Genomic DNA, 938 nt, shown 5'->3' on the forward strand with positions numbered 1-938 from the left:
AATGAGAATATAAACATAAAATTATCTCCCATCTTGGATGAGTCTAAAATTGTTAAAAAAATTGGGCCAAAGAACAGAGGTGTGGGTAATTTCTTTCACATAGAATATCCCGACGGAAGCGTCACATCTAATGGTGAAGTAACTCCTGATTTTGAGAAGTTGAGTTCAATGTAATTTACTGCTCATTTACTATTTATTGAACGGCCTATTTTTGTCCCTAGAGGATTTACTGCCGCAGGCATTAACGGTAACCAAATTTATGAGTGGAGGAACAGAAGCGCTCGAACGTTTTGCGGCTTATGGCAAAAAGGATGCTGAATAGTATGAGTAAATTAAAATTAAGTAGTTTAGGTATCGTCTTAATGATGAGCTTTAAAAAATTGCATCTTTGTTTTTTTGTGTTGTTAGTTATATTACTTAGTGGTTGCGTGGAAAGAAATAATTCAATTTCACCACCGAGTGATAATCAATGGGTAGATGTTGAAATTAAGGCACCAAACAATACCGAGGCTTTTCCATTAGTTGCATTTTACACTTCTGATGAATGCAAAAAAGAACGATACAACGTAGATATGAAGTTGTATCAACTAAAAGGTACGCAGGCTCGTAATATTAATATGGAGATTGATAAAACCTCAGGTAACTATCGAAGTCAAATTCCAATGGATGGTGGTGGACAATGTAAATGGCGATTAAGTAAAGTGACATTAGGTATCCAATATTCCAGAACAGAGCATCTCATTAAAAATGGTGGAGGCCAGATAGGAACAGCCGTTGGTATTGAAGTTGCATTTGATGATGAAGGGGCGAAAAATGGCGACTATATACTTACTACAAATCCCTTATCACTAACGCCGACCTATTATCCAATAATTACCAAAAAGTATCTTCCTAGCGAAATTACTCAACTGTCCTTGCTAGGGAAAGAGGCTTTTGAA

The 938-nt window shown here is 36.2% G+C and carries 1 pseudogene; it reads left to right on the plus strand.

The features are described 5' to 3' along the window. Positions 1-323 precede the first annotated feature (323 nt). Positions 324-938, plus strand: a pseudogene (locus tag V1952_RS22100) (hypothetical protein); the annotation flags it as partial.

Origin of the sequence: Yersinia sp. 2542 StPb PI (assembly GCF_048593855.1) — a bacterium.
Lineage (GTDB): Bacteria > Pseudomonadota > Gammaproteobacteria > Enterobacterales > Enterobacteriaceae > Yersinia > Yersinia enterocolitica_E.